The 25,077-nt window shown below is 60.2% G+C and carries 23 protein-coding genes; 10 read left to right on the forward strand and 13 right to left on the reverse strand.

The features are described 5' to 3' along the window. Nucleotides 1–2: 2 nt before the first annotated feature. The 4 genes from cyoB to hmpA form a co-directional block, all read right to left on the reverse strand. On the reverse strand, nucleotides 3–2,033 hold the full coding sequence (gene cyoB / locus J3P92_RS20790; RefSeq protein ID WP_420765459.1) for a cytochrome o ubiquinol oxidase subunit I: 2,031 nt from the start codon (nucleotides 2,031–2,033) through the stop codon (nucleotides 3–5). Nucleotides 2,034–2,036: 3 nt separating this feature from the next. Further along, on the reverse strand, nucleotides 2,037–2,984 hold the full coding sequence (cyoA, locus tag J3P92_RS20795; RefSeq protein WP_420765460.1) for a ubiquinol oxidase subunit II: 948 nt from the start codon (nucleotides 2,982–2,984) through the stop codon (nucleotides 2,037–2,039). A gap of 787 nt (nucleotides 2,985–3,771) precedes the next feature. Continuing rightward, complete coding sequence (locus J3P92_RS20800; protein WP_434648906.1) at nucleotides 3,772–4,281, reverse strand: disulfide bond formation protein B; 510 nt, start codon at nucleotides 4,279–4,281, stop codon at nucleotides 3,772–3,774. Between the two features lie 274 nt (nucleotides 4,282–4,555). Beyond that, complete coding sequence (gene hmpA / locus J3P92_RS20805) at nucleotides 4,556–5,737, reverse strand: NO-inducible flavohemoprotein (RefSeq protein ID WP_434648908.1); 1,182 nt, start codon at nucleotides 5,735–5,737, stop codon at nucleotides 4,556–4,558. 150 nt (nucleotides 5,738–5,887) lie between these two features. Here hmpA and norR point away from each other — a divergent pair, with 150 nt between their 5' ends. The 5 genes from norR to J3P92_RS20830 all read left to right on the forward strand — a co-directional run bounded on the left by norR (nucleotide 5,888) and on the right by J3P92_RS20830 (nucleotide 10,933). Beyond that, nucleotides 5,888–7,441: a nitric oxide reductase transcriptional regulator NorR gene (gene norR / locus J3P92_RS20810; protein ID WP_434607694.1), complete on the forward strand. Its 1,554-nt coding sequence runs from the start codon at nucleotides 5,888–5,890 to the stop codon at nucleotides 7,439–7,441. Nucleotides 7,442–7,575: 134 nt separating this feature from the next. Further along, nucleotides 7,576–8,478, forward strand: coding sequence for a chemotaxis protein CheV (locus J3P92_RS20815; protein WP_420765465.1), 903 nt, complete (start codon nucleotides 7,576–7,578; stop codon nucleotides 8,476–8,478). 133 nt (nucleotides 8,479–8,611) lie between these two features. Next, complete coding sequence (locus J3P92_RS20820; RefSeq protein ID WP_420765466.1) at nucleotides 8,612–8,938, forward strand: hypothetical protein; 327 nt, start codon at nucleotides 8,612–8,614, stop codon at nucleotides 8,936–8,938. A 76-nt stretch (nucleotides 8,939–9,014) separates the two neighbouring features. Then, nucleotides 9,015–9,761, forward strand: a complete 747-nt coding sequence (locus J3P92_RS20825; protein ID WP_434648910.1) for a YkgJ family cysteine cluster protein — start codon at nucleotides 9,015–9,017, stop codon at nucleotides 9,759–9,761. A gap of 200 nt (nucleotides 9,762–9,961) precedes the next feature. Then, the gene (locus J3P92_RS20830; RefSeq protein ID WP_434648912.1) at nucleotides 9,962–10,933 is read left to right on the forward strand and encodes a 2-hydroxyacid dehydrogenase; all 972 of its coding nucleotides are present in this window, start codon (nucleotides 9,962–9,964) and stop codon (nucleotides 10,931–10,933) included. Between the two features lie 44 nt (nucleotides 10,934–10,977). On the opposite strand, the gene J3P92_RS20835 is transcribed toward J3P92_RS20830, so the two are convergent. Further along, nucleotides 10,978–11,880 carry a DMT family transporter gene (locus J3P92_RS20835; protein ID WP_420765469.1) on the reverse strand — a complete coding sequence of 301 codons (903 nt, stop codon included), beginning with the start codon at nucleotides 11,878–11,880 and terminating at the stop codon, nucleotides 10,978–10,980. A gap of 136 nt (nucleotides 11,881–12,016) precedes the next feature. Between J3P92_RS20835 and J3P92_RS20840 the strand changes: the two genes are divergently transcribed. Beyond that, nucleotides 12,017–12,892 (forward strand): helix-turn-helix domain-containing protein, encoded by an 876-nt coding sequence (locus J3P92_RS20840; RefSeq protein WP_434607705.1) that lies wholly within the window; start codon nucleotides 12,017–12,019, stop codon nucleotides 12,890–12,892. A gap of 61 nt (nucleotides 12,893–12,953) precedes the next feature. Here the strand turns inward: J3P92_RS20840 and J3P92_RS20845 are convergent, their stop codons facing one another. Continuing rightward, complete coding sequence (locus tag J3P92_RS20845; RefSeq protein WP_039591615.1) at nucleotides 12,954–13,364, reverse strand: HPF/RaiA family ribosome-associated protein; 411 nt, start codon at nucleotides 13,362–13,364, stop codon at nucleotides 12,954–12,956. Between the two features lie 507 nt (nucleotides 13,365–13,871). Here J3P92_RS20845 and J3P92_RS20850 point away from each other — a divergent pair. Continuing rightward, the gene (locus J3P92_RS20850; protein WP_420765471.1) at nucleotides 13,872–14,189 is read left to right on the forward strand and encodes a DUF3509 domain-containing protein; all 318 of its coding nucleotides are present in this window, start codon (nucleotides 13,872–13,874) and stop codon (nucleotides 14,187–14,189) included. On the opposite strand, the gene J3P92_RS20855 is transcribed toward J3P92_RS20850, so the two are convergent. Continuing rightward, entirely contained in the window at nucleotides 14,186–14,686 is a 501-nt protein-coding gene (locus J3P92_RS20855; protein WP_434560577.1) for a phosphate-starvation-inducible protein PsiE, read from the reverse strand. The genes J3P92_RS20850 and J3P92_RS20855 overlap by 4 nt on opposite strands. 291 nt (nucleotides 14,687–14,977) lie before the next feature. On the opposite strand from J3P92_RS20855, the gene J3P92_RS20860 reads away from it, so the two are divergent. Then, nucleotides 14,978–15,238 carry a YebG family protein gene (locus tag J3P92_RS20860; protein ID WP_003205410.1) on the forward strand — a complete coding sequence of 87 codons (261 nt, stop codon included), beginning with the start codon at nucleotides 14,978–14,980 and terminating at the stop codon, nucleotides 15,236–15,238. Between the two features lie 76 nt (nucleotides 15,239–15,314). Here the strand turns inward: J3P92_RS20860 and J3P92_RS20865 are convergent, their stop codons facing one another. Then, nucleotides 15,315–16,334: a Glu/Leu/Phe/Val dehydrogenase dimerization domain-containing protein gene (locus J3P92_RS20865; RefSeq protein ID WP_434560579.1), complete on the reverse strand. Its 1,020-nt coding sequence runs from the start codon at nucleotides 16,332–16,334 to the stop codon at nucleotides 15,315–15,317. Nucleotides 16,335–16,519: 185 nt separating this feature from the next. On the opposite strand from J3P92_RS20865, the gene J3P92_RS20870 reads away from it, so the two are divergent. Beyond that, nucleotides 16,520–17,323 (forward strand): SirB1 family protein, encoded by an 804-nt coding sequence (locus tag J3P92_RS20870; protein WP_434648914.1) that lies wholly within the window; start codon nucleotides 16,520–16,522, stop codon nucleotides 17,321–17,323. Between the two features lie 125 nt (nucleotides 17,324–17,448). Here the strand turns inward: J3P92_RS20870 and maiA are convergent, their stop codons facing one another. Genes maiA through hmgA form a run of 3 tightly spaced genes read right to left on the reverse strand, consistent with a single transcriptional unit; the run spans nucleotide 17,449 to nucleotide 20,709 of the window. Further along, nucleotides 17,449–18,087, reverse strand: coding sequence for a maleylacetoacetate isomerase (maiA, locus tag J3P92_RS20875; RefSeq protein WP_434648916.1), 639 nt, complete (start codon nucleotides 18,085–18,087; stop codon nucleotides 17,449–17,451). A 9-nt stretch (nucleotides 18,088–18,096) separates the two neighbouring features. Then, a complete protein-coding gene (gene fahA, locus J3P92_RS20880) occupies nucleotides 18,097–19,401 on the reverse strand; it encodes a fumarylacetoacetase (RefSeq protein WP_434648917.1) in 1,305 nt (434 codons plus the stop codon). A gap of 3 nt (nucleotides 19,402–19,404) precedes the next feature. Beyond that, nucleotides 19,405–20,709, reverse strand: coding sequence for a homogentisate 1,2-dioxygenase (gene hmgA, locus J3P92_RS20885; protein WP_434648919.1), 1,305 nt, complete (start codon nucleotides 20,707–20,709; stop codon nucleotides 19,405–19,407). Between the two features lie 151 nt (nucleotides 20,710–20,860). Here hmgA and J3P92_RS20890 point away from each other — a divergent pair, with 151 nt between their 5' ends. Then, a complete protein-coding gene (locus tag J3P92_RS20890) occupies nucleotides 20,861–21,682 on the forward strand; it encodes an IclR family transcriptional regulator (protein WP_434648921.1) in 822 nt (273 codons plus the stop codon). Here the strand turns inward: J3P92_RS20890 and J3P92_RS20895 are convergent. Together J3P92_RS20895 and J3P92_RS20900 are read right to left on the reverse strand one after the other, a co-directional pair. Continuing rightward, entirely contained in the window at nucleotides 21,647–22,348 is a 702-nt protein-coding gene (locus J3P92_RS20895; protein ID WP_434648923.1) for a hypothetical protein, read from the reverse strand. The two genes, J3P92_RS20890 and J3P92_RS20895, sit on opposite strands and share 36 nt — an antisense overlap. Nucleotides 22,349–22,522: 174 nt before the next feature. Further along, nucleotides 22,523–25,075 (reverse strand): LuxR C-terminal-related transcriptional regulator, encoded by a 2,553-nt coding sequence (locus tag J3P92_RS20900; protein ID WP_434648925.1) that lies wholly within the window; start codon nucleotides 25,073–25,075, stop codon nucleotides 22,523–22,525. Nucleotides 25,076–25,077: the final 2 nt, after the last annotated feature.

Below are 25,077 nucleotides of genomic sequence, written 5' to 3' on the forward strand. Positions count from 1 at the left end.
GTTTAAGCCTGTTCCAACGAGGTTTCAACACGGGTGGCGGTGGCAGGGACTTTCCCGGCCGCGACCAGACGCTTGTGCTGCTCGGCTTCGATGCGTTCGATGACATCCACCGGCACCATGTAGCCCTGATCGTCACGGGCGGCATGGATGGCGAAATACACCACGGTGCCGACCAGGCTGGCGATGGCCAGCCACCAGATGTGCCAGATCATCGCGAAACCGAACACGGTCAACAGCCCGCCCATGACCACACCGGTGGCGGTGTTGTTGGGCATGTGGATCGGCGAGTACTTGGCCGGAGCCTGGTACGCGGTGCCGTTTTCCTTGGCTTCGGTGAACGGGTCGATGACGTCCGCTTTCGGCAGCACGGCAAAGTTGTAGAACGGTGGTGGCGAAGAAGTCGACCATTCCAGGGTATGGGCATTCCACGGGTCACCGTGTTCGCACATGTTTTCCGGCTTCTTGCGGTCACGCACGCTGACGTACAACTGGATCAGCTGGCAGGCGATACCCACGGCAATCATCACCGCGCCGAACATGGCGACGTACAGGTACGGCACCCACTCAGGGTTGGTGGTGGCGTTCAGGCGACGGGTCATGCCCATGAAGCCCAATGCATAGAGCGGCATGAACGCGACGAAGAAGCCCGAGATCCAGAACCAGAACGCTGCCTTGCCCCAGCCTTCGTGCAGCTTGAAGCCGAACGCTTTCGGGAAATAGAACGCAAAGCCCGCGATGTAGCCGAACACGGCGCCGCCGATGATCACGTTATGGAAGTGCGCGATCACGAACAGGCTGTTGTGCAGCACAAAGTCAGCACCCGGAATGGCCAGCAGTACGCCGGTCATACCGCCGATGGCGAAGGTCACCATGAAGCCCAGAGTCCACAGCACATGGCTGGTGAAACGCAGGCGGCCCTGGTAGATGGTGAACAGCCAGTTGAACAGCTTCACACCCGTCGGGATCGAGATCAGCATGGTCGCCAGGCCGAAGAAGGCGTTGACGCTTGCACCCGAACCCATGGTGAAGAAGTGGTGCAGCCAGACCATGAAGCCCAGTACCGAGATCGCGCCCGAAGCGTAGATCATCGAGTGGTGGCCAAACAGTTTCTTGCCGGAGAAGGTCGAGATGACTTCGGAGAAGATACCGAACGCCGGCAGGATCAGGATGTACACCTCAGGGTGACCCCAAGCCCAGAACAGGTTGACGTACATCATCGGATTTCCACCCAGTTCATTGGTGAAAATGTGGAAATCCATGTAGCGGTCAAGCGTCAGCAGAGCCAGTGTAGCGGTGAGGATCGGGAACGAAGCGACGATCAGCACGTTGGCCCAGGTGCAGGTCCAGGTGAAGATCGGCATGTCCATCAGCTTCATGCCAGGGGTACGCATCTTCAGCACGGTGGCCAGGAAGTTGACCCCTGTCAGCGTTGTCCCCAACCCGGATAGCTGTAGCGCCCAGATGTAGTAGTCCACCCCCACGCCCGGACTGTATTGCAGCCCCGACAACGGCGGATAGGCAACCCAACCGGTCTTGGCGAATTCGCCGACACCCAGGGAAACGTTGATCAGCACGACGCCGGAAACCAGCAGCCAGAAGCTCAAGGAGTTCAGGAACGGATAGGCAACGTCACGGGCGCCGATCTGCAGCGGCACTGCGAGGTTCATCAGGCCGGTGAAGAATGGCATCGCCATGAAAATGATCATGATCACACCGTGGGCGGTGAAGATCTGGTCATAGTGTTCAGGCGGCAGGTAGCCGGGCGAGCCCTCGGTGGCCATGGCCAACTGGGTACGCATCATGATCGCGTCGGCAAAACCGCGCAGCAACATGACCATGGCGACGATGATGTACATCACGCCGATCTTCTTGTGGTCGACCGAGGTCAACCATTCAGTCCACAGGTACGTCCACTTCTTGAAATAAGTAATACCCGCAAACAGCGCCAGGCCACCGAGCCCGATGATGGCGAGGGTCACCATGACAATCGGCTCGTGGAACGGGATCGCTTCCCAACTTAATTTACCAAACATCGTTTACTCCTCTGCCCCGGCAGCTGAATGCGAGCTCATGTCCATCCCTTCCATGTTGTGGGCCACTTCCTTCTCTTTCTTCTCGTGATGCATCGGCTTGCCCGGATTCATCCCTTCATACTTATCGATGATGGTCTGGAACAGGTTCGGCGTGACCGACGAGTAGAGTTCGACTGGGTTGTTCTGGCTCGGCTTGGAAAGGGCTTCGTATTCAGCTTTTTCAAGCTGTTTAGGTGCCTTCTTCACTTCGTTTACCCAGGCGTCGAATTCTTCCTGGGTGGTGGCGGTCGCCTTGAACTTCATGCCGGTGAAACCCGCGCCGCTGTAGTTGGCGGAGATACCTTCAAGTTCGGTGTTCTGGTTGGCGATCAGGTGCAGCTTGGTCTGCATGCCCGCCATCGCGTAGATCTGGCCGCCCAGGCCCGGGATGAAGAACGAGTTCATCACGGTGTCGGAGGTGACCTTGAAGTTGATCGGCGTGTGGGCCGGGAACACGATCTTGTTGACCGTGGCGATACCTTGTTCCGGATAGATGAACAGCCACTTCCAGTCCATCGAGACCACTTCAATGGTGATTGGCTTGACGTCGGAATCCAGCGGACGGTACGGGTCCAGTGCGTGGGTCGACTTGTAGGTGATGTAACCCAGGGCAATGATGATCAATACCGGAATGGTCCACACCGCGACTTCGATCTTGGTCGAGTGGGACCATTTCGGGGTGTAGGTGGCACTGGTGTTGGACGCGCGGTATTTCCAGGCGAACAAGAACGTCATGACGATAACCGGCACAACGACCAGCAACATCAGCAGCGTGGCGGTGATGATCAGGTTTCGTTCATCCAGGCCGACCTGGCCCTTGGGATCGAGCAGGGTCATGTTGCAGCCTCCCAGCAGCAACGTGCCGAGCAGCGGCAACAAGCCTAGTAATCGGGGGTACCTGTTTTTACTCATCTCACGACCTCTAAAGCAGCTTGCGCAATGCAGTTGGGTTTTGATCGCCAACACTTCACCCTGCCAAGGGTTGGCATTTTCTTGGATTGAATAAGGGCTGCCCGTCGAACGTCAGCGGCTGTTCGACACATCCCGGGCCAGCAGTGAGTTCTTATTCGTTGGTCAAAGGCCTAGTTCTCAAGCCCAATTCCATTTGGTGCGGGTAGTTGGAGGCACCGACACCTGGGGTCGCATGGGGCGCTGGCGCCCTTCGACCACTCTCGTGCTCAAGCCTGAGCCGGGTCGGAAAATCGGTGCGGGCGATTGTAGTGAGCTGCGGCGTTGGAGACCATGTCTTAACCCGAAATAATTTTTATCCGATCCGGCAACAATCTATCGCCGATATTGCAACGGGCCAGCATGTTATCGAAATACATTCTCAACAAGAACCCCAAAAAACGTAAGGCTACTACGCCCGATTTAGACAGCTGCGTACGTTTTCGCCGGGCTTGCATGACCCGTCAGCGCCCGTTTTACGGGGCCTAGGCGTCACGGCGCTTCGCTGTTAAAAATGCCTGCATGGAAGATGACAATATTGCGGTCGGGGAGGATATCAGGCCGTTTTTTTATTACAGGTTGCAGCGTCAATTCACCGCTTGAAAGGAACGCAGAGGCACGATGTGTGACAACGTGTCGCACATCGTCGCAGGGCATTCCTGCTTCGGATCAAGGCGGGTCCCAAACGGCGCCGAAATAAAAAACGCCCCGGGTCTTGGTGAAAAAACCGGGGCGTCTGTGCAGATCGACTCTAGCGTAGGGCTTTGCGATTACGGGACACCAACAAGGGCACCAGCACGGCGGTCAACACGAATGCCACCAACGCCCACTGCGCCAGCGACAATCCCAGGACAGGGGGATACGGCGTGGAGCAGAAACCATCAACCTGAAAACCCAGCGGGAAGATCTTCGCCAGTGGCAGGTCATCGACAATCGGCTGCAAGACGTCGACGCCACAACTGACCGCCGGAAAGAACTGCGTGTAGACGTGATGCCCCGCCACGCCCGCGCCGGCCAACGCACACAGCACGACCAACCCTTCGAAAATCGTCAGGCTGCGGCGGGTGCGCATGGCCGCACCGATGAAGGCAAAGAGGGCGATCAGCAACAACGCATAGCGTTGCAGGATGCACAGTGGGCATGGCGCCTCACCCAGCACGACCTGCATATACAGCGCGCCGCCGATCAGTGCGAGGCAGATCACCCCCAGCAACACCAGGTAGCGCCGCTCACGGCCCAGGCGCATTATTTGTTCACTCATTGCGTTTCCCTTCATCTGCATGGATCGACGCGCCGCATGACTGTGCTCGGCGCGTTGTCGGATGGCCGAAGTCTACACGCAGATAGTGAACGAGCGGCAGCCGGCAGCATCGAGGGAATAAACAGGAAGGGGGTTAAGCGCGGATTAATTCCAATGGCGCGTCGGCAGAGCTACCGCTATCGCGAGCAGGCTCGCTCCCACAATGTTCATCGCAGCGACACAGTTTTGTGCGCGCCACAATTCCCTGTGGGAGCGAGCTTGCTCGCGATAAAGGCTATTCCAAAGCCGCCGCCGGCCCGAAGAACTCGTAGCGGCTTTGCTCCGCCGGCACGCCCAAGGCCTTGAGATGGCGCTTGATCGCCGCCATGAAACCTTTCGGTCCAAGGAAATAGACGTCCAGGTCACGCTGTTCCGGCAGCCATTGCGCCAGTTGATCCTGGCTCAACAGCCCCACCTTGTCAGCCGCAGGGCTCGTGCCGTCATGCTCGTCGTAGCAATAGAAGCGCTTGAGTTGCGGATGCCGCCCGGCCAGGTCGTCGATCCAGTCGCGGAAGGCATGTACACGGCCGTTGCGCGCGCAGTGGATGAAATGCACCGGGCGTTCGGTTTGCAATGCCGCCTGCAACATCGCCAGGGTCGGAGTGATGCCAACGCCCCCGCTGATCAGCACCAAAGGCTTGTCGCTGTCGGTGAGGTAGAAGTCTCCGGACGGCGGAAACAGCTGGATGCCGCTGCCGATCGAGAAATGGTCGTGCAGGTAGTTGGACACCCGGCCACCCGCCTCGCGCTTGACGCTGATGCGGTACCGACCATTGTCAGCAAGCGCCGACAAGGAATAGTTGCGGCGTACTTCCTCGCCATCCAGGAGCAGCTTCATGCCGATGTACTGGCCTGGCTCCGCTTGCAGGATGGGCCCCTTGTCTGCCGGCTCGAAGTAGAACGAAGTGATTTCCGCGCTCTCCTGTACCTTGTCGACCAGGATAAACGCCCGCTCACCGCGCCAGCCACCCGGTGCCGCGGCCTTCTGGTCATACAGGCCAGCTTCGGCACCGATCAGGATATCGGCCAATTGGTTATAGGCGGCGCCCCATGCCGAAATCACTTCAGGCGTGGCGATTTCTTCGCCCAGCACCTCGGCAATCGCCCGCAGCAGGCAGGCGCCGACAATCGGGTAATGCTCGGGTTGAATCTGCAAGGCGACATGCTTATTGACGATTTTCGCCACCAGGTCGCCCAGTTGGTCGAGCTGATCGATATGCCGGGCGTACATCAGCACGCCATTGGCCAGCGCCCGAGGCTGGTCGCCGCTGGCTTGGTGAGCCTGATTGAACAGTGGGCGCACTTGTGGATATTCGGACAACATCATGCGGTAGAAATGAGTGATGAGCGCTTCCCCGCCGCTCTCGAGCAACGGAACGGTGGAACGAATGATGGCGCGCTGTTCTTGACTCAGCATGGGTAAACCCCTCACGTGACATAGATAACTGATATCTTGCTTATCACATTCCATGCCAGAAAATTTATGCTTGTTTTTCAGTAAGTTGAAAACAACATAGTCATAAAGACACGGCAGCGCTTATAGTCATTACGACCAGATGGAGTCATTATGACCGCGACCTCCCTGCTAACGTCACTGCTGCCACTGGTGGCAGACCTCTCCCGCGAGCTGCCGGAGGGCGAGCGCTACCGCCGCTTGCTCGGCGCCCTGCGCGCCCTGCTGCCGTGCGATGCCGCCGCGCTGTTGCGCCTGGATGGGGATTGCCTCGTGCCGCTGGCGGTGGATGGCTTGAGTACCGATACGCTGGGGCGCCGGTTCCGCATCAGCGAACACCCCCGCTTCGAGGCATTGCTCGGCAATCCGCTACCCACTCGCTTTGCAACCGACAGCGACCTGCCCGACCCTTACGATGGGCTGGTCGAAGGCTTGGACGAGCATCTGGAAGTGCATGACTGCATGGGTTGCCCGCTGTTCGTCGATGAGCAGCCGTGGGGCTTGCTGACGCTGGACTCGCTGGACCCGGAACGCTTTGAGCCTATCGACCTGAGCGCCTTGCAAGCCTTCGCCAGCCTCGCCGCGGCCACGGTCAGCGCTGCCGAACGTATCGAGCGGCTGGCCTTGAAGGCTGAAGACGAGCATCACCGCGCCGAGGTCTATCGTCAGGCGAGCGGCCAGCAGCATCGCGACATGGTCGGCCAAAGCAAGGCCCACAAACGCCTGGTGGAGGAAATCAAGCTCGTGGGTGGCAGCGACCTGACGGTGCTGATCACCGGCGAAACCGGGGTCGGCAAGGAATTGGTCGCCCAAGCCATTCACGCCGCCTCCAACCGTGCCGACCAGCCGATGATCAGCCTCAATTGCGCCGCCCTTCCGGATACCTTGGTGGAGAGCGAGCTGTTTGGCCATGTACGCGGTGCTTTCACCGGTGCCACCAACGACCGTCGGGGCAAGTTCGAACTGGCCGATGGCGGCACGTTGTTCCTCGATGAGGTGGGCGAGCTGTCCTTGACTGTCCAGGCAAAATTATTGCGCGTCCTGCAAAGTGGGCAGTTGCAGCGCCTGGGCTCGGACAAGGAACACCGCGTCGACGTGCGTCTGATCGCGGCCACCAATCGCGACCTCGCCGAAGAAGTGCGCAACGGCCGTTACCGGGCCGATTTCTATCATCGACTGAGTGTGTACCCGCTACAGGTGCCCGCGCTGCGCGACCGCGGACGCGACGTGCTGCTTCTTGCCGGTTTTTTCCTCGAGCAGAACCGTTCACGCATGGGCCTGGGCAGCCTGCGCTTGACCAGCGATGCCCAAGCCGCACTCCTGGCCTACGATTGGCCTGGCAACGTGCGCGAGCTGGAACACCTGATCGGTCGCAGCGCGTTGAAAGCATTAGGCAACCATCCGGTACGACCGAGAATCCTCAGCTTGAGCGCCAATGACCTTGACTTGCCCCATGCCGCGCCGGAAGACCTTCCTACCGCCCGCCCGGCATCCACTTGCACGGTGCCGGTGACAGGGGATTTACGCCAGGCTACGGAGAACTACCAGCGGCAGATGATCAACGCCTGCCTGGAACGCCATCAGCATAACTGGGCCAGCGCGGCCCGTGAGCTGGGCCTGGACCGGGCCAATCTGGGACGAATGGCGAAGCGGCTGGGCTTGAAGTAGCGACACGCCCGCCCTGGTAATCGGCCATCTATGGCTTTCGCCCTAAAGCCTGCCCTCAACACGTCGATAACCCGTTATCAAAAGCTGTCTTGGCGATGTTCGCGCTCGCCCCACCTTTTCAACAGAAGGTTTTTATGTCCTCCAACAAAGCCCGCGCAGATTCTCTTTCGCTTCTGCTCTTTACCTTGCGCAGCGGCAAGCTGATGGCGATCAACCTGCTCAAGGTCAGTGAAATCATTCCCTGTCCGCCCCTGACCAAGCTGCCGGAGTCGCATCCGCACGTCAAAGGCATCGCCACGCTGCGCGGGGCATCGTTGTCGGTGATCGACCTGAGCCGTGCCATCGGCGAGCGGCCGCTCGAAGACCCGGACGGCGGCTGCCTGATCGTGACGGACGTCAGCCGCTCCAAACAAGGGCTGCACGTACAGGCGGTGAGCAAGATCGTCCATTGCCTGACGACAGACATCAAGCCACCGCCCTACGGCTCTGGCGGCGTACGGGCGTTCATTACCGGCGTGACCTCGGTGGATGGCACCTTGGTGCAGGTGTTGGATATCGAAAAAGTCATCCACGGCATCGCCCCGGCGCAAATCGAGACAGCGCCGACCGAGCTGAGCATGGAAGACGCCGAAGTGCTCGGCGATGCTCGAATTCTGGTGGTCGACGACAGCCAGGTCGCGCTGCAACAATCGGTGCATACCCTGCGCAACCTGGGCCTGCAATGCCACACCGCACGCAGCGCCAAGGAAGCCATTGACTGCCTGCTGGAACTGCAAGGCACCGCGCAGGAGATCAACCTGATCGTTTCGGACATCGAGATGTCGGAGATGGATGGCTACGCCCTCACCCGGACCCTGCGCGAAACGCCCGATTTCGCGCATATCTACGTGCTGCTGCACACGTCGCTCGACAGCGCGATGAACAGCGAAAAAGCCCGGCTGGCCGGCGCCAACGGCGTACTCACCAAGTTCTCTTCGCCCGAACTGACCAAATGCCTGATCACGGCGGCCAAGGCCGTTGCCGAACAAGGTCGTTGATTTCACCCGCGCCGATTGCAGGTTTCGTTGTCGCTTTTAGGCACAACGAGACCGCGATCAGCCTCGATAACAGCCCTCTCCTGCAACCTCAGGCATACTCTTGTTTTGGCATCCCAGAACAAGGATTTTCCTGATGAAAGCCCCTACCCTGATTCTTCTCGCCCTGGCCGCGGTGTCTTCGCAGGTTCATGCATCGAGCTCCGATGCCTGGGCCGCCTACGACAAAAAAGTGCTCGCCAGCTGCGTCAAGGCCAGTGGATTGAAGAACGCCGAACCGGTCGGCACCGCCGCTCAATTCGACGACCGGGTCGGCTACACCGCGCTGTTGCTGCAAGGCCAGTACCCTCAGAAACACATGAACGGCGCCACCGGCACCGAGCTGTGCCTTTACCGCAAGAAAACCAAGACCGCGGTCGTGACCGAATGGGACTCGATCCGTCCGGCCGGTCCTGCCCGGTGACTGGCGCATAATTTGCTACGCAGGGCTCAGCCGGCGTTTTTCCGACGCCTTCCAGCCTTTCCCATTCGGTCAGTCAATGAACACAACGTTTTCCTGTGTAGGGTGTGGTAAATGCTGCACCGGTCACCACGTCCCCCTGACCCTCGACGAGGCGCGGATGTGGGCCAATGATGGCGGCCAGGTGATCGTCCTGGCCGAGGCCTTCCTGCCCAATGGCCTCGGCTTGCCGGTGGCTCAACGCGAACATGCCGAACGCCGTTCCACCGTCGTGCGCAGTGGCACGAGCGAAGCCCTGGTGGCGATCACCTTCGCCGCTTATAACGCTGGCCCCTGCCATAACCTGGACGCCGACAATCTTTGCCGTATCTACGAACGCCGCCCCCTGGTGTGTCGTATCTATCCCATGGAAATCAACCCGCATATCCCGCTCAATCCCGCCGCCAAGGATTGCCCGCCGGAGTCGTGGGAAACGGGCCCGAAGTTAATCATCGGTGGGGAGCTGGTTGACCAGGAACTGGCCGGGCTGATCGCTCGTTCACGCCAGGCCGATCGTGACGAAATCGGCACCAAGGCGCGCATATGCGCGTCCCTGGGCATCCACACCACTGCGCTGAAAGGCGACGGGTTTACCGCGTATCTGCCGGACATGGCGGCCTTTGCCGTGGCTATCGACCAGGCCCGTTTGCAGCCACTGGAGCAGCAAGCCGAGTGGCAGTTCCACTTGTCGGGAGATGATATCGCCAGCCAGGTCACGGCCAGTGGCGCAAGCGTGGTCACCGAGGCACCGGCCAATTACGCCTTCATTTCCCTGCGGGCCGCCTGATTTCGTAGAGACTACCAGTGGGAGCGAGCTTGGTCGCGATGGCGATATCTTTGCCAAGCTCCCGGTGCCTGATGCACCGCTATCGCGAGCAAGCTCGCCCCCATAAAGGACTTGCGCTGCTGCGATTACTCCCCGCCTCTCGCCTAACCCGCGCCAAGAATGTTAGCGTGCTTGGTATCCCATGCAGAGAGCCTTGCACGATGAAAAAAACCGTACTTGCCTTCAGCCGTATCACGCCTCCCATGATCGAGCGCCTGCGACAGGACTTCGACGTGATCGTGCCCAACCCATCGAACGGCGACATCAACGCGCAGTTCAACGAAGCCCTGCCCCACGTCCACGGACTGATCGGTGTCGGTCGCAAGCTCGGCCGCGAGCAACTGCAGAACGCGACGAAACTGGAAGTGGTTTCCAGCGTGTCGGTGGGTTACGACAATTATGACCTGGCGTATTTCAACGAACGCGGGATCATGCTCACCAATACCCCCGACGTGCTCACTGAAAGCACGGCCGACCTGGCCTTCGCCCTGCTGATGAGCAGCGCCCGCCGCGTCGCTGAACTGGACGCCTGGACCAAGGCCGGACAGTGGCAGGCGTCAGTCGGGCCGCAGCTGTTCGGCAGCGACGTGCACGGCAAGACTCTGGGCATCGTCGGCATGGGCAACATTGGCGCGGCCATCGCCCGGCGTGGTCGAATGGGCTTCAACATGCCAATCCTGTACAGCGGGAACAGCCGCAAGGTTGATCTGGAAAATCAGCTGGGCGCACAATTCCGCTCCCTGGACCAGTTGCTGGCCGAAGCGGACTTCGTCTGCCTCGTGGTGCCCTTGAGCGAGAAGACCCGTCACCTGATAGGCCAACGCGAGCTGGCCCTGATGAAACCGAGCGCTATCCTGGTCAACATCTCCCGGGGCCCCGTGGTGGACGAGCCGGCGTTGATCGAAGCCTTGCAGAACAACCGCATTCGCGGCGCCGGGCTGGATGTCTATGAAAAAGAGCCACTGGCCGCTTCGCCGCTGTTCCAGTTGAAGAATGCGGTGACTTTGCCCCATATCGGCTCGGCTACTCACGAAACCCGTGAGGCCATGGCCAATCTCGCTGTGGAAAACTTGCGCAGCGCCTTGATGGGCGATCGACCGGCGAACCTGGTCAACCCGCAAAGCTGGAAATAAACACACTCCCAGGCCCGCCCCAGCGGGCCTGCATCCTTGCCCGCTCAGCGGGCACCCAAGGCAACCTTCATAGCGACCGGGCGCACTTTGCGAAACACCAGCACATTGCCCAGCATCACGAACAGCAGCCCAACCAGCGCTGGCGCCGTCCATTGATAGCCTTCGGCGAATGCCGAGACGTTCAGCGCCACCACCGGGAACAGGACCGTGCAATACGCTGCTCGCTCTGGCCCCATGCGGCCGACCAAGGTCAGGTAGGCGGTAAAACCGATGACCGAGCCCGGGATCACCAGGTACAGCAGCGAGCCGACATATCGCACGTTCCATTCCATGTCGAATGGTATGCCGTTGAACAGGCACCATACCGCCAGCATCGTCGCCCCATACGCCATGCCCCATGCATTGGTGGTCAACGGCTTGAGGCCGGCCTTCTGTTGCAGGCTCGAAAGCATGTTGCCCGCCGAGAAACACAAGGTGCCCAGCAGCGCCAACCCCAACCCTAGCAACGTCTGCGGGCTTGCGCTGTGGCCAGCCAGTTCCGGCCAGAACAGCAGCCCCAATCCCAACAATCCCAAGGCTCCGCCCAGCAAGACATTACGGGCGATCCGCTGGCCGAAGAACACCCGGGCATTCAGAGCGTTCCAGAGGGTTGCGGTGGAGAACACCACGGCGATCAGCCCACTGGGAATCCACTGGCTCGCGGTGAGGAAACACATGAAGTTGACGCAGAACAGGCACAGCCCCTGCGCAACGCAAATCAGGTGGCCGCGCCGGTTCATCACTTGCAGGCGCCGGCTGAGCAACAGCATTACAAACAGGATCAGCGCTGCAAGACCGAAGCGGTAGACAATCGACACAGGGATGGCAACGACGCCTAGCTGCAACTTCAGGGCGATCCAGGTAGTGCCCCATATGAGCACGGTGAGCAGATACAACGAAAGGTTCATGACGGTAACTCCTGGCATTGGCCTCCAGTGTCATGCCGACACCTGCCCCGCGCTTGCGCAAACTTGCGGTTTTTACCGGTGACGGGCTGGCACCGGGCTTTCGACAGAGTAGGATGCAAGCGTTGGAGAACCGATCATGGCCACGCTGCAAACCCTACAAGTCTTCCAAGCCCTCAACAGCTCGCCCAATGCTCGCCTCGAGCACAGCGCCGAGCTCGGTGACGGCATGGCGGCTGCCTTGTGGAGCAATCATCACGACGCCCGGGATTACGAGGCGCCGACTCACCATACGCTGTCATGCTACATCGCCGGTGGCACCGGTACGTTTCGTCGCGAGCGGCCCGATACCACCGGGGCGCCGGGCAAGCTCTGCGTCTTGCCGGCCGGCCATGAGTCGGCGTGGGTCATCAATGGCGATATCCGTCTTGCCCATCTGTATTTCAGTTCCGAACAATTTGCCGTCGGTTGCGTCACTTTGCTCGACCGCGAACCCCGGCAGGTGCAGTTGCACGAGGCGACCTTCCTTGACGACCCACAGCAAGCGCGGCGCTTTCATCAGTTGATCAGACTGAACTGGGAAGAGCCCGCCGAACGCCTGCTCTGCACCAGCCTGGCCCACGACCTGCTCGGTCATCTGCTGCTCAGTCAGGTGAGCCCGCGCCAGGGGCTGCGCTTGAAGGGAGGGTTGGCGCCTCATCAACGGCGTCTGCTAGTGGACTACATCGACAGTCATCTGGGCGAGGCCGTCAGCCTTGGGCAACTGGCAGCCCTGTGTGCCTTGTCCGAATACCATTTCGCCAGGATGTTTCGCGAGAGCTTCGGGCTCCCGCCCCATCAGTATCTGCTGGCGCGGCGCCTTTCACGGGCGCGATACCTGCTGCGCACCACCCCACAGCCGTTGGGCGACGTGGCGCTGGCCTGCGGATTCGCCAGTGCGAGTCATTTCGCCAATCGCTTTCGCCAGTCCCTGGGCGCGACGCCCGGAGAATATCGGCAGGCATTTTTGCGCTGAACGTAAACGGGCCTGCGATTGCAGGCCCGTTTTCAGTCAGACGTCTCGATAGACGGAAGGATCAGCCGTTGAGCGCGGCTCGTTCGTTTTCCAGGAATTCTTCCTCCAGCATTGCATCGGCCAGGGCAATCGATTCTGTCTGGCCATTGCTGGCGCCACGCTTGCCGCGTAATTTTCCGAACAGATGCTCCAGCTTATGTTCCAGCTTGGTGGCAGCACCTTCGATGGCAAGTTCCAGCGATTCAGCCTTGTGTGTCACCGAAATTGGCTGATGGCCTTTTGGCCGGGCTTCAAGCTGGCATCGCAAATCGTGGGGACCAGGCTTGTCGCCGTTCTCATCCCCCAAATGAACCTCGACCCGTGTCAGGTCTTCTTCGTAACGTTCGAGCGTGCTTTCAATGGTAGTACGTACCCACTCCTCCAGTCGGATGCTGCTTTGAATATGGTTATCGCTGTTGACTTGGATTTGCATAGTTCATCCCTTATTTCGGCTAGCTCGCCAGGGGCCCATCGACGTTAGCGCAACGGCCCCTTGAATACAGAGTCGGGCTGGCAGCGGAACAATTCAAGCCCCAAAAAAAGATAAATATTCATTTGCAAATAAAGCCGGACAATCGCCAGAAGCGCTGTTAATGTCGGGAGTTGCCTCGCCACGCATCCCTCCCGACAATCCTCTCTTTAGCCTGCACCGCAAGGGAACATCCGCCCCTCGTTGCCCTGAAAAGGGCTACGCCCAGACCTGCATCGCAGAGCATTCGCCAGCCCGCCCCCCGGCTCATTGGTCCGAAGTTATTCCGGCATGCGCCTTGCAAACTTCATGGCGGAGCTGCCGCAGGCAGGGATCTACCGATCCATCGCCTGCCCGGCCCCTCGATTGCTGGATGAACACGAACATGGAATGGCCGACGGTCCGGTGTTGCGAACTAATCCCGATCAAGGCCGGTCAACAACTGCACGTTCAATCAGGCGGTGACGCATCATGGACAATCCTTTTCAGATCATTACGGACGCCTTCGCGCCGCAATACCAAATCAACTTGAGCATCCAGGGCCTGGATGGCAGCATCATGCTGACCCTGTCCAAGGGCGGGCGCATCGTCGCCAAGCGCATGATCAGCGCCCAGCAACGCAACGATCCGGAACGGCTTCGACGCCTGGTGCAAAGCATCCAGTTCGGCATTGCCATCGAACAGGGCCATAGCGCCGTAGCGATTCTCGAGGCCATGACCGGCGGCGACAACATCAAGGTGCCACCACCGCAATCACAAGGCCCGGCACCCTCCGCTGTCGGCGTTTAGATCTCGCCTTTCTCAACCTCCGAATGCTCGCTGGAACCCGCACCGATCTTGCGGTGCGGATGTTCGATCTTTACCGACGGAAACTGCGACGAGGCGTAGCGCACCACCAGAATCGCAAACGCCAGCAACAAAATGCCGCCGCACAGGTAGATGATTCCCAGGTCCGGCGGGCTGTGGTGGGAGACGTTGGAAATCAACAGCCGCGTCAGCGCGGTAATCGCCACGTAGATCAGGAAACGCACCGGCATGTGGTTGGTCTTGAAGTAAATCCCGACCATTGCCCCCAGTTCCAGATAGATGAACAACAGCAAGATATCGTCGATCTTGATGTGCCCCACCTCGATCATCTGCATAAACTCCATCACCGCCGCCCAGGCGGTCACCGCACCGATGGCGAACAACGCCAGGTAATGGAACGTCTCGACGAACAGGTTGCCCAGGGATTCGGCCAGTTGATGCACGTTCTGGCGCAGGTTCTCGGCCCAGTTGATTTTCACGATGTAGTTTCCTTAGGTCGACTCGACCGGATGATGCGGGATGGACGTGACGGTTTTCTGCATGCAGAAAAAAGGCCATTGTCAGAGATGAGATGGCGATGGGCTGGTATTCGACACGTGCTGACTTGAATCGGCCACGCCGAGCACCAACATGGCGTGCGCGACAAGTCTGGAAACCGGTCTACATTAAAAAGCCACTACCCAAAGGGAAAGGATTCGCTTATTCTTTGCCCTGTATATAAATACAGTAGTCACACAGACAAACCAATGTGAAGGCATGTGAGGTGGTGAATGGCCGTCGAAGTGGTATACCGCAGCAGCCGAGATCTGGAGCGCTTGTTCATGGATAAAGCCGAAGCTGACCGTCATGACAAAATGCTGGAGCTCGCCGAATTGCTGGCCGAGGTGTTGCAAAAAGCCGTTCCATCGCTGAGCGAGCAACAGGTGGAGGAAGCAGGAATCTACATGGCGAAGAATCGCGATGTATTCGCCAAGGCATTCAAGAGCCAGCCGGACGCCCTGTCCGAATTGCTCAATCCGTCGGACGAATGAACCAACAGATCGCAGCCTTCGGCAGCGCGTGCATTAGATATTCCATGCACACGCTGTCGAAGGCTGCGATCTTTTTTTATCGGTACAACAAACGCTCCGCCAATTCGTCGGCCACTCGGGCCGGCGAGCGTTTTTCCGCCTGGGCGTGGGCGTAGACTTCCGTGAGCCGCGCACCGATCTTCGACAGGTGCGCGGTGATGGTTGGCAATTCTTCACCGCGGTGCTTCAGGGCGACGTAGATCAGGCCGCCTGAGTTGATGACGTAGTCCGGGGCATAAAGGATCCCGCGCCTTTCCAGCTGATCAGCGACTTGCAGATTGCTCAACTGATTATGAGCCGAGCCCGCCACCGCCGAGCAGCGCAGTTGCGCCACGCTGTGGCTGTTCAACACGCCGCCGAGACCGCAGGGCGCCAGGATGTCGCAAGGGGTACTGAGCAAGGCATCGTTGGCAATGGGATGGGCGCCCAATTGTTCCATTGCCAATTGGACCTTGCCGGGATCGATGTCGCTGACCAGCAATTCCGCGCCCGCTGCGTGCAGTTGTTCGGCCAGGGCATAACCGACATTGCCCAGGCCCTGGATGGCAACCCGCAGGCTCTCCAGGTTATCGCTGCCCAGGCGGGCCATGGCCGTGGCACGGATGCCGGCGAAAACGCCCATCGCCGCGTGGGGCGCCGGGTCTCCCGCGGCGGTGGTGCTAGTGACATGACGGGTCTGCTGGGCAATACAATCCATGTCGGCCACGGACGTGCCGCTGTCGATGGCGGTGATGTAGCGTCCGTCCAACTGCTCGATGCAGCGCCCGAAGGCTTCGAACAGTGCGGCCCGGCTGTCGACATGCGCCGGACGCATGATGACCGCCACTCCCCCACCCACGGGCAAACCAGCCAAGGCGGCTTTATAGCTCATGCCTTGGGCCAGGCGCACCGCATCCGCCACGGCACTTTCGTCGTCGGGGTAGGAAAGATAACGACAGCCACCCAGGGCAGGCCCCGGACGGCTGCAATGAATGGCAATCACCGCCTTCAACCCGGTTGCCGGGTCTACGCTCAAGTGCAGCGATTCAAGGCGGGAGCTTTGCATGAGAGCAAACATCGACAGGCTCCCGAATCACTTTTGTCTGTTTCGCCAGTATAGGCGCGCGGTCGAAATTTGCTGGAGCACGCCGGAATAAGCCCAAGTGTCGCGCAGCTTTTTAGGCATAACCTGTTACTGCGTATTTGCGAGACTGGACGAAAAGCCACGGCAGAGCTAAAACGAGGCATAGTCCGGAGACTGTGATGAAGCCGCGCCAAGCCTTTTTTGACTGTCTGCACCGTTCCCCACCGGCGTTGTTCGAAGCCGCGCTATGGATTGCCGCCGAACACGATCGAGAGGTGGACGTACCGGCGTTGCTGCAGGTGTTTCAGGAGCTGCAACGGCACGTCAGCCATGGCCTGCCCATGCTGCCGCCCAGCGAACTGGGCCAACCGTTGCTTCGACGCCTCAATGACCTGGGTTTCGCACAGGACGACTCCGCCCCGCTACGCCCTCGCGCGGCGTTGCTGGACAAGGTCCTGGCGCGCAAGCACGGCCAGCCGCTAGCCCTGGGCCTGATAGCCTTGGAACTGGCTCGCGGCTTGGAAATCCCGCTGGCGGGCGTCAACTTTCCCGGCCACTTCCTGTTGCGGGTGCCCGGCGCCGATCATCTGCTCGACCCATGCGGTGGACGTCGGTTGTACCCCAACGATTGCCGGGAATTACTGCAACGCCAATATGGCCCGAACCTGCAGCTCAAGGCTGAACATCTGGTCAATGCCCAGCCGATGCAAATGCTGCAACGGTTGTCGCGCAACCTGCGGCAATTGCATCTGGCCAATGATGATTACATTGCGGCACTGATCGACGCCGAACGCGTCTTGGAAATGGGCAACGCCAACGCCGCCGACTACCTGGCGCGCGCCAGCCTCTATCAACGGCTCGACTGCCCCAACGCCGAACGTTTTGACCTTGAGCATGCCTTGATGCTCAGTGAAGATCCAATTCAACGGCTGCGCTTGACCGAGCGACTGGGGCATCTGCCGCCCAATTCGATTGTGCATTGAACGGGCTTTTTGAATCTTGATGATTGTTGTATCGCCATCGCCAGCTCCCACGAAGGGCTTGGGTCTGGCGTGCCCTATGTGGGAGCGAGCTTGCTCGCAACGGCGATAGGCCGCCTTATGCCAAATCAGGCAGGGGTATCGGGCTGGTTCGCCGGATGCGCCCGCTTAAAGGCCTCATGCCCAGCCGCCAACGCCGCGATACGGCGGATTCGCGGGTAGGCTTGCAATGAAACATTGAACCGCTCGGCGGCGTACAGCTGCGGGATCAGGTACACATCCGCCACGCCAGGCAATTCGCCGAAACAGTAGCCGTTGTCACCAATCAATTGCTCCACCGCCGTCAGCCCCTGGCTGATCCAGTCCGCGATCCACTCAGTCACCTGCGCTTCATCGTGTCCCCATTTGCGCAGCTTGTTGAGCACGCTGACGTTGTGCAGGGGATGGATATCGCAACCGATCAGCGCCGCGACGCCACGTTCATGGGCGCGGGTCGCAAGGTCGCCGCTGAACAGCGGCACCTGTGGATAACGTTCCTCCAGGTATTCGATGATGGCCGGCGATTGCACCAGCAACGCCCCCTCATCGGTGCGCAGCGCCGGTACCCGTCCCTGTGGATTGATTGCCAGGTACGCCGGCTGGCGATGCTCGCCCCCCGGCGCGGCGATCAGGTTGACGGGCAGGGCCTGGTAATCCAGGCCCTTGAGCGCCAAGGCAATACGCACCCGGTAGGACGAAGTGGAACGGTAATACGTATAGAGTTCCATTCCCATGCCTCACCGTGCCGACAGGATCTTGCCGCGGCACTCGCCGAAGCCGATGGACGCGACGCCCTCGCGGCTGCAACGGGCGCGCAGGATGATTTCATCGCCATCCTCCAGGAACTTGCGGACTTCGCCAGATGCCAGTTCGATCGGCTTCTTCCCGCCCTCGGTGATTTCCAGCAGGCTGCCAAACTGACCGCTTTGCGGTCCCGACAGCGTACCCGAGCCAAACAGATCGCCCGCTTGCAACTGGCAGCCGTTGACGCTGTGGTGCGCAACCATTTGCGCCACCGTCCAGTACATGTATTGGGTATTGCTCAGGGTCAGTCGATGAGCCGGCAGGTTCTGCTCACGCATGGCTTCGGTCAGCAGCAGCACTTCCAACTCGATGTCGAATGCCCCTTCAGCCTGGTCACGTTTGTCCAGCAAGTACGGCAACGGTTGCGGATCGCCCTCGGGACGCGTTGGCTGCGGACGGCGGAACGGTTCGAGGGCTTCGGCGGTCACGACCCATGGCGAGACACTGGTCAGGAAGCTCTTCGACAGGAACGGCCCCAGTGGCTGGTATTCCCAGGCCTGGATATCCCGGGCCGACCAATCGTTGAGCAGGCAGAAACCGGCAATGTGCTCGGCCGCGTCGCCGATGGCGATCGGCTCGCCAAGGGCGTTGCCTTTGCCGATCCAGATCCCCAGTTCCAGCTCGTAGTCCAACCGCGCGCAGGGGCCGAACGTTGGCTCGGCCTGCCCAGCCGGCAAGGTCTGGCCCTTCGGGCGGCGTACATCGGTGCCCGACGGCCGGACCGTCGAGGCACGTCCGTGGTAACCGATGGGAACGTATTTGTAGTTAGGCAGCAGCGGATTGTCCGGCCGAAATAGCTTGCCGACATTTTGCGCGTGCTCAATGCCGACGTAAAAATCCGTGTAGTCGTTGATTTTCGCCGGCAGGTGCATTTGGCAGTTCGCTGCCAGTGGCAGCAGCTTTTCACCCTGGGCCACGATCTCGTCCCGCCGAGGGCTGCCCTCGCGCAGCAACTCCAGCAACTGTTCACGCAAGGCAACGCGGGCGCCACGGCCGAGGTCGAAGAACGCATTCAACTGGCCGTCTTCCATCGCCCGGATGGCTTCGCCCGCAGCGCCGTCGAACAGGCCTGCTTGCAGCGCCGCCTGCAAGTCGAAAATCCGATCGCCGATGGCAACGCCGCTGCGCGGGGATTCGCCAGCCGGACTGAAAATACCCAGCGGCAGGTTCTGCAAGGGAAAGTCGGCATGGCCGTTGGCGGAGTCGACCCAGCTACGGGTGGATGAAACATGAGTCATGGATTATCTCCGGGTCGGGTCAAAGGTGACCGGCAACGAGGCCCAGCAGGCATCGTAGTCCGTTTGCAATTGTGGGCAGTCCAAGGCGAAACGGCTCGGGCGCAGCACTTGGCTGGTCTCGAACATGAACGCCATGGTGTTGTCGATTTTTGCCGGTTTGAGTTCGGCATTGATGGCCTTGGTGCAAGTTTCGCCGTCGGGACCATGGGCGCTCATGCAGCTGTGCAGCGACGCGCCTCCCGGCAGGAAACCTTCAGCCTTGGCATCGTAGGCGCCCTGGATCAGCCCCATGAATTCATTCATGAGATTGCGGTGGAACCAAGGTGGACGGAAGGTATTCTCGGCCACCATCCAGCGCGGCGGGAAAATCACGAAATCGAGATTTGCCAAGCCATGGACGCTGGTGGGCGACGTCAGCACGGTAAAAATCGACGGGTCCGGATGGTCGAAGCTGACCGTGCCGATAGTGTTGAAACGGCGCAGGTCATATTTATATGGAACGTTGTTGCCATGCCAGGCCACCACGTCAAACGGCGAATGGTCCAGTTCGCAGGTCCACAGCTCCCCGAGAAATTTCTGGATCAACGTAGTGGGTTGGGCGAGATTTTCGTATTGAGCGACCGGCGACAGGAAATCCCTCGGGTTAGCCAGGCCATTGCTGCCGATGGGCCCCAGGTCCGGCAGGCGCAACGGCGCACCATGGTTTTCGGCGATATAACCGCGAGCCTGGGCGTCGAGCAATTCGATGCGGAATTTCAAGCCACGGGGCAATACGGCGATTTCCAAGGGCGCCAGTTCCAGCACGCCCAACTCGGTGGCAATCCGCAACCGCCCTGATTGCGGCACGACCAGCCATTCGCCGTCGGCATTGAAGAAAACCCGCTCCATGGAACGGTTGGCCCGGTAGTGATAAATACTGATGCCAGCCGGTTTGTCCGCGCCAGCGTTGGCGGCCATGCGCACCAGGCCGTCGATGAAATCGGTCGGTTCGCCGGGAATTTCGAGGGGGCTCCAGCGCAGGCGATTCGGCGTGACCTCGCCCAGCGGGCCGCCGACCAGCTGATGTTCCAACCTGGTAAAGGCCGGATGGTTGGCCGATGGCCGGATGCGGTACATCCAGGTTCGCCGCGCTTCGCTGCGGGCCATGGTGAAGGCGGTACCGGAAAACAGTTCGGCATACAGCCCGTACGGCGCTTTTTGCGGCGAGTTCTGGCCAACCGGCAAGGCGCCAGGCAGCGCTTCGCTGGAAAATTCGTTACCGAAGCCAGACTGATAAAGCACGTCCGACGGCGTGGAATCGAGGTTCATGGAGCCTCCTGAGATGCGGCCCGTCACTCAATGAAAAACTTGAGGCGTACCGGGTTGTTTTTATCGTAATCCAATTACGCACAACGTAATTTGCTCGGCGACGACCGTCAAGCTATAAAGACGCCCATTCGCCCTACGGACCCGAACCTCCATGGAAAACCCGCCCGGCAACGGTAAACAGAAAGTCCGCTCCGCTGAGGTCGGCACCGATATCCTCAAGGCCTTGGCCGAGCTGTCGCCGTCCACGTCGCTGTCGCGCCTGGCCGAACACGTGCAAATGCCCGCCAGCAAGGTCCATCGTTATCTCCAGGCGTTGATCGCCAGCGGATTTGCCGAACAGAACACAGCCACCAATCACTACGGCCTGGGTCGCGAGGCCTTGCGCGTGGGCTTGGCGGCGTTGAATGGCATGGATGTATTGCAGGTGGCCGCCCTGCCCTTGGCCGAGTTGCGCGATGACTTGAACGAAACCTGTTTCCTGGCGGTATGGGGTAACCACGGTGCAACGGTGGTGCGACTCGAGCCCGCCGTGCGGGCCGTGACCGTGGTGACGCAACTGGGCTCGGTACTCCCTTTGCTCAGCTCATCCACCGGGCTGGTTTTCAGTGCCTATCTGCCGGAGCGCGAGACCATCGAGTTGCGCGACCAGGAAGTACGCGCCACCGACGGCCATGCCCTGGCCGACGAGCAGGCCTATGCAACGCTGTGCGAACACATCCGCAATCGTGGCCTGCATCATGTGCATGGTTTGCTGATGCCCGGAGTGGATGCGTTGTCCGCACCCGTGTTCAACGCCATGGGCGACGTCGCGGCGGTGATCACGATTGTCGGCCCGACATCGCTGTTCCACGCCGATGAGAACGGCCCGGCGGCGCAGCGCCTGTTGGCGGCGACCCGGGCCGTGAGCTGGCGCATGGGCTACGAGGGCGCCCCGGGATCAGCCCAGCAAGTGCGGCACGATCCGGATCAGTAGGTCGTTGAGGTGGCCAGTGGTCAGCTGCGGATGAGCGTGCCTGGCTTCCCCGCTGAAGGCCACCGTGTACACGGCCTGATGGTCGCCCTTGGCATGAAAGGGAATATTGTCATCATCGAAGTGAGCCAAGAGATAGTCCGCCAACTTCTGCGATGAGGTTATCACCCGGCCGCCCAGACCGTCGGGCGCAAAACCGGTGACATAGGTTTCATTCAGGTCGATGCCTGGCAGGTGGTCCTTCAGGATCGACTCAAGGTCCGCAACGGCGAGTGACTTCAGGCCAGGCCGGGATAGATCCATCGACGGACCGTCAGTCAGGCTGGAGACGATATCGATGACGATCCTCTCAAAGCCGATCACGTCCAATCCCTTGATCCGATCCTCAGCGGCGAAAGAATAACGCTTGCTGAAGACTTCACTAACACCTTGGGTGTAGTGAGGGGCAAGTTGTTTTTCAACGCAAGCCAGCGCTCCATCAAACAAGGTGACGGAAGAAACCACCTCGGCGCCAGAAACATCAGTCAGCGTGTTTAAATAATTGTTGTGGGGATTGACTTCCAGCCCTTCCAGGGCCATTCCCAATAACACCTGCACAGCGAAGTCCACTCGCGTTTTCTTGAGGGCGACGAGCCTTTGCGAATGTGAAGCAAACAATGGAGCGTACATAAAACTTCCTTGTTCTGTATCGAATCAAACTTCCCGTTCGATTCTTGAATTGACGACACTCGTTACGGTGCCGGGGCAGCTGAACTTCAGTCGAACCAACTTCAGCCCGGAACTTATACACCAACACGCTTCGACCTTTCCCCGATGATATGTAAGCGGGCGTAAGTTCTTTATTTAACTCATCACGCCCAAGACCTTGGCTTTGGCGACAGCTTGTGTACGTCGTTGCACGCCCAACTTGCTGTGGATGCGACGCGAATGGGTTTTTACTGTGTGCAATGAGATGAACAGTTGTTCGGCGATCTGTTGGTTAGAATAACCCTGTGCAATTAACTCGAGCACTTCTAACTCACGGTGGCTGAGCACGGTTTCCTCGGGCACCGTGGGTGGCGGTTCGAGTTGTTCACCGGATTGGGCGGCGCGCACCAGATCCGGTTGACGCAGGCACAGCTCGCGCAAGGCTTGTTGCGCCCGCCAGCAGGCAACCCGCTCAAGCCCTTCTTGCATGAGAGCACGCGCCTGGGAGCGATCGGCTGACAGCCAGACGACTTCCGCCAATACCAGTACCAGTTCGGTCTCCAACCCATGCATTTCGCAACGTTGCGCCTGGGCGATCATTTCCCGGAGCCGAGCCTGCGGATCCTGCGCCCGGTGCAGATAGACTTCGGTCAGCACCAGCAAGTATTCGAGGCGCGGAATCAACTCCAGGGTCGCTGGCGGCGCGTGCTTGGCCTGCGGTCCGCGAAAATGCCGCAACACTCGGGTCAAGACTTCATGGGCCAGTTCCGGGCGCCCCTGCTGCAGCCAGAATTGACAGCTGACTTGCAGCAGTACACCACGGTATACCGTCTCGGGGATGTGCCGCTGTTGCATGATCCGTTCGGCGTCGCGAAGCTGCATGAAGGCTTCGCCATAGTCGCCCTGGTTGGCGGCCAGGCTTGCCTTGCCGAGAAAGCCATAGAGCACTTGCTTGTCCTGGCTGCGCAAGCCGGCTTCGAGCCCTGCCTGAAAATGCTCGCCAGCCTGCTCCTCAAGCCCCATGCGCAACGCCAGGCGTCCCCGCCGCAAGGCGATACGTCCCAGCAAAGCAGAGAAATCCTGCCCTGGTTTATCGAGCAACGCCTGAACAGCGCCCAACAAGTGGTCGGCCCGGTGAGGCGCGCCGCGCTGCTCCAGGATTTGCGCGTGGTCCAACTCCAATAGCCCTTCGAACACCAGCGAGCCCCCGGCGCGCGCGACACATAGCGCCTGGCGATTGATCGCCTGCGCCAGCGCCAATTCACCTTGAAGCAGCGCCTGTTGTGTCTGGCCAATCAGGCACAGCACCTTGAGGGCCCAAGCCTCCGGGTCCAGGCCGGCCTGGGCCTGGAAAAAATGTTCGCGCGCCTGTTCGCCGTCTCCGCGCAAGTGCAACAACCAACCACGCAAGACCTGCCAGCGGGCAATCAGCTCTCGCTGCTGACAAGCCAGGGGTTGGGGCAGGAGCCTGGTCAGCTGTTCGATACAGCCTTCAGCCTGGTCGAAGCGTCCGGCGAAGAGCAAGGCGGTCGTGATCACCCCGACCGATTGCGCGGTTCCGAGCGACAGCGCTTCGCCCTGCTGGTCATGCAGGGCTAGCAGCAATTGGGCATTGCTGCCTTGCAGGACATGTTCGAAATGCAAGTGTTGCAGGAGACTGACGGCGGTCTCGAATTCCCCGGCTTGCATGGCCTGTTCGAATGCCATCGGCCAGTCCTGCTCGGCCGCAAACCACTGGCAGGCTCGTCGATGCCAGGAGCGGCCTTGTGGCCAGGGCTCCTCACGCACCAATCGCGCCAGGGGCGGGAAAATCCGCAGCCAGTCCGATGACTGCTCCCAGGGTTCGATAAAACATCCCAGGTCCAGCAGCAACGGAAGGCATTCGGCGCCCACCGTATCGCCGAAAAGATGGGCGCAAAGCTGCCCGTTGAAGCGCGGCAGGTGCGCCAGCACGCGCCAGGCCTGGGCCAACTCCGGGGTCAACGTACCGAACAGTTCGTATTCAAGGTAATCCAGCAAAGTGCCGGGCCGCCCCGGCGTTGCGTGCCGGCGTGCCCATTCACAGCGTTCGAGCAAAGTGATGCGCACGCCGGCACACCAGCCGCCGCTACGCTGTATCACTTCCCGGGCCGTGCGCGCTGCCAGCGGGCCGGGCAGATGCACCAGCAGTTGCTGGACATCGTCGCAAGAAAACGCGAGGGCCGGGGCGTCGACTTCATACAATTCGTCATCGAGCAACAAGCGTGGCCAGTTGCAATGGGGACGACGGCGTCCATTCAACCACAGGTGCAATGCCGGGCTGCTGGTGCTCAACAAACGGTCAAGCAACAGGTCCAGCTCAGGATTGGGCGTGCGGCAATAATCGTCCAGGAACAGCCACGTCGGGATTTGCAAACGCGCCAGATGAGCCAACAGGCTCGTCTCATCCGTCACCGGCAGCCCGAGGGCTTGCGCCAGGCATTCGCACAGTTGCGCGGCGTCCATCACCGCGCCCGCCAAGGGTAGCCAATGCAAGCGGCACCCCGCGGGCGCTTGCAGGAAACACTCGGCGAACAATGCGCTCTTGCCACTTCCCGCCGGTGCGCAAAGCAGTTTTACTCGCGCCTCGGAAGCCAACAGGGGCTCGCTCAACGACCTGCGCGGCACGTGTGTCGAAGACAGGCGAGGCAGCAGCCCTGGACGGTCCGGACACGGGGTCATGGCGGTCATTG

The organism is Pseudomonas sp. D3-27 (assembly GCF_051132165.1).
Classification (GTDB): Bacteria; Pseudomonadota; Gammaproteobacteria; order Pseudomonadales; family Pseudomonadaceae; genus Aquipseudomonas.